Origin of the sequence: Actinomadura darangshiensis, assembly GCF_004349235.1 — a bacterium.
GTDB classification, from domain to species: Bacteria; Actinomycetota; Actinomycetes; order Streptosporangiales; family Streptosporangiaceae; genus Spirillospora; species Spirillospora darangshiensis.
Genome location: NZ_SMKY01000497.1, coordinates 1 through 3,808 on the forward strand (window position 1 = coordinate 1; position 3,808 = coordinate 3,808).

Here is a 3,808-nt window from a genome sequence, read left to right on the forward strand (position 1 = left end):
TCCCCCCGCCCCCTACGCCCGGCGGGGCACCGCGTTCCATGCCTGGCTGGAGAGCCGCTGGGGCCAGCAGCGCCTCCTCGACCCGGACGAACTGCCCGGCGCCGCCGACGAGGGCGCCGTCGACGACGCGCACCTCGCCCGGCTGCGCGACCGCTTCGAGCAGTCGGAGTGGGCGGCGCGCGAACCGCTCGACATCGAGGTGCCGTTCGAGACCGTCATCGGCGACCGCCTCATCCGGGGCCGGATGGACGCCGTGTTCCGGTCGCCGGGCGGCGGCTACGAGGTCGTCGACTGGAAGACCGGCTCACCGCCGTCCGGGGACGAGGCCCGCTTCGTCGCGGTGCAGCTCGCCGCGTACCGGCTGGCCTGGGCCGAACTCAACGGGGTGGACGTGTCACAGGTCAGTGCGGCGTTCCACTACGTCAGCGCCAACGTCACCGTCCGCCCGGCCGACCTGCTGGACGCCGCCGGCCTCGCCGCGCTGCTTGAAGACGTCCCCGCAGCGTGAGGTCGAGGACGAAGTGAGGAGTCTCACCTGACCTCTGTTCACCGTGCGTGGTTTCGGGGATGATCCGTGCAACCATCCGAGGAGGCGACGTGACGGTGACCCACGACGAGAAGGTCGTACGGGAGTTCTCAAAGCAGGCGGCCGGATTCGCCGACCCCGCGTTGAATGTCGCGTTCACCCGCCACCTGGACCGGCTCGTCCGGTTCATGGACCCCGAGCTCGACCTGGAGGACGTCGTCCTGGAGGTCGCCGCCGGGACCGGCCTCGTGTCCCGCGCCATCGCCCGTCGCGTCCGGCACGTCACCGCCCTCGACCTCACGCCCGCGATGCTGACCGAAGGCAAGCGCGCCGCCGACCACGCCGGCCTCATGAACGTCACCTTCGCGCACGGCGACGCCGTCGCCCTGCCCTACCTCGACCGGTCGTACACGCTCGTCGTCACCCGCTTCTCGCTGCACCAGGTCGCCGACCCGGGAGCCGTCGTGCGGGAGATGGTCCGGGTCTGCCGGCCCGGTGCCGCCCTCATCATCGCCGACCTCAGCCGGCCGGACGGGCTGCACGGCGACCTCGACCGCATCGAGCGCCTCCGCGACCCCTCGCACGGGACGGCCCTCACCGAAACGCAGGTCGCGGACCTCGTCACGTCGGCGGGCGCGGAGGTGAAGCGCGCCGAGCGGTTCGACTACGCCCGCCCGCTCGACCCGTGGCTGCGGTTCTCGCACACTCCCGCCGACGTCGCCGCGCAGATCAGGCGGGATCTGGAGGACGAGCTGGCGGGCGGACCGGCCACCGGCATGCGTCCGAGCATGGACGACGGCGTCCTGCACTTCACGCACTCCTACCTCTTCCAGCAGGCGATCGCGGGTTAGGTTTTCGAGCAAACGTTCGACGAATGTCACCGGTGTGGTTTATGTTGTCGAACATGGGTTCTAGCAATGTGCGCGCCCTCGATCGCGAGCCGGCAGCGCTGGCGATGCGCATCGGCGTCGTCGCGGCCGAGGCCGCCCTCGCCACCTTCGCCCGCCACCTCGACCTGGACGACCTCGAAGACGGCGTCGACTTCCAGGGCGCCATCGGCCCCGCCGAATGGCCGGTGTTCTCCCTGGTCATCGACACCCTCGCCGAGGCCGGGCCGGGCGACCGCCGAACCCTCGACGAGCGCCGCGCCGACGCCCTCAACGACCTGGCCCGCATCTGCATGGCCGCGAAGAACCGCGCCGGCGCCGCCTGAGGCCGCGCCGCCCGAGGCCGTGGCATCCGGCCTCGCGATCGGGTGCGCCCGGGGTCTTGCGGCCTTGGGCCCGGGCGTTCCCTTCCGTCAGCCGTCCAGCGTGCGCCGCTTGACCTTGCCGGTGCTCGTGCGGGGAAGTTCCCGGACGAACCGGACGTCACGCGGGACCTTGTACCTGGCCAGGTGCTCCTTCACGTAAGCCTTGAGGTCGTCCTCGGTGACCGTCGCGCCCTCGTTCCTCACGACATGGGCGGCGAGCCGCCGGCCGAACCGGTCGTCGTCCACCCCGGCCACCGACACGTCCGCGACGTCCGGATGCTCGCCGAGCAGGCCCTCGACCTCGCCGGGGAACACGTTCTCCCCACCCGAGACGATCATGTCGTCCGCGCGTCCGTCGATGAACAGGCGTCCGGCCTCGTCGAAATGCCCGAGGTCGCCGGTGCCCGTCAGGCCGTCCCGGACCTGCTTGGCGCCGCCACCGGTGTAGCCCGCGAACCGCAGCCCGCCACCGGTGTAGATCTCCCCGGTCGCACCGGGCGGCAGCTCCCGTCCGTCCTCGTCGAGGATCTTGATCGTGAGGCGGAAGGACGGCTTCCCGACCGTGCCTGGGGCGTCCCTCAGATCTTCCGGCGTGGCGATCGTGGCCCAGCCGGTCTCCGTCGCCCCGTACACGTTGATGAGGACGTCACCGAACACGTCCATGAACGCGTCCGACAAATGCGGATGCAATGCCGAGCCGCCGCACACCACCACGCGCAGGGACGGCGTTCGCAGCGCGTCGTGCACGTCCAGGATGCGCTGAAGCATCACGGGCACCGCGACCAGCGTTTCCGCCTCACAGTCCACGATCGTCTCCAGCGTCCGCCGCGGGTCGAATCGGCGGGACAGGATGAGCGGCATGCCCATCCCGAGCCCGACCGTCGTGTAGGCGAACCCGAGAATATGGAACAGCGGCGGCGCGACCACAATGGGCGCCCCCGACCGGACCGGAACGCGCATCAGATGGCTCAGCGCCACAGGCAACAACGACGAAACCGTCAGGTCGTGGCGAGCACCTTTCGGTGTGCCCGTGGTTCCCGACGTCATCACGATCACACTGCCGGCCTTGTGCGGCTTGATCGGTGCAGGTTCGGTACTGGCGATAAGCCCGTCGATCGTCTCACCGTTGGTGTTCTCGCACCAGGCGATTATTCGGTCCCCTGCGAACTTCGACTCGTCTACCGTCTGGACGAACTCATCATCGTGGACAAGCAGTTCGATATTCTCGCTCTTGACGACCTGTCCCAGTTGCGTTCCGGAGAAGTCGGTGTTCAACAGCACGACGTCATTGCCGAGGCGGGACGCGGCCAGAACCGTCTCCACGAATCCGCGATGGTTGCGACACAGAACCCCGACCCTGCCGTCGTCCAGACGGTTTTCGAGCGCGGCCGCAAGCGCCGCCGCACGTTCTTCGAGTTCGGCGTAGGACAATGCCCCACGTTCGTCGATCAGAGCCGTCCGGTCAGGGAACCGCAGCGCCGACATCGCTCCGATCGTCGCCGGGACGGGCCCGAACCGCACATACGGAAACAGCAACCGCGCCGCCCGATCCGGACGCATGGGCTGCACGACCCCGGCATCCCGTACCGCACGGGCAGCCCTGGCCCCAAGACTGGCGACGCTACGCACCTGGTCCAGCAACAGCACGCTTCTCCTCCCTGGCCGTCCTGCTCGCTCGCTCGCGAGCCTGACATACCCGCCTAAACGCGAGATATTTGCCGAGGTGCGTGTGCTGGGTCCCTTTCTCTTGTGTGCGTGGCTGAGGCTACTTTCCTATCGGCTCGGTGTGGTTGCCGTTGATGGACGGCTGCGGTGGCCTTCCGAAGGTGGGCGTGCCCATTCCGCTTGTCGCCGATCGCTGTCACGTTCGTTGCGGTGGCCGACAGGGGATGGGCGTTTATCGCTAGTGTCTCGCTCGAAAAGTTTCTTTTCTTTTGATTTTGGCGATGATCTCGTCGGCGTCCTTGGTCCAGGAGAACGGTTCGCAGCGGTCGTTCCAGCCGTCGATGAAGGCGCCGATCGCGGTGGTG

Annotated in this window: 4 protein-coding genes; 3 read left to right on the forward strand and 1 reads right to left on the reverse strand. The window is 68.7% G+C overall.

The window, feature by feature from the left end:
- From E1293_RS45360 to E1293_RS45370, 3 genes are all read left to right on the forward strand, one after another.
- Positions 1–508 (forward strand): RecB family exonuclease (locus tag E1293_RS45360; protein WP_165978701.1); only part of this gene is annotated, 508 nt, incomplete at its 5' end.
- Between the two features lie 89 nt (positions 509–597).
- The gene (locus tag E1293_RS45365) at positions 598–1,377 is read left to right on the forward strand and encodes a class I SAM-dependent methyltransferase (protein WP_132206094.1); all 780 of its coding nucleotides are present in this window, start codon (positions 598–600) and stop codon (positions 1,375–1,377) included.
- A 53-nt stretch (positions 1,378–1,430) separates the two neighbouring features.
- Positions 1,431–1,739: a hypothetical protein gene (locus E1293_RS45370; protein ID WP_132206096.1), complete on the forward strand. Its 309-nt coding sequence runs from the start codon at positions 1,431–1,433 to the stop codon at positions 1,737–1,739.
- A gap of 87 nt (positions 1,740–1,826) precedes the next feature.
- Here E1293_RS45370 and E1293_RS45375 read toward each other — a convergent pair whose 3' ends face one another.
- A complete protein-coding gene (locus E1293_RS45375) occupies positions 1,827–3,338 on the reverse strand; it encodes an AMP-binding protein (RefSeq protein WP_207939506.1) in 1,512 nt (503 codons plus the stop codon).
- Positions 3,339–3,808: the final 470 nt, after the last annotated feature.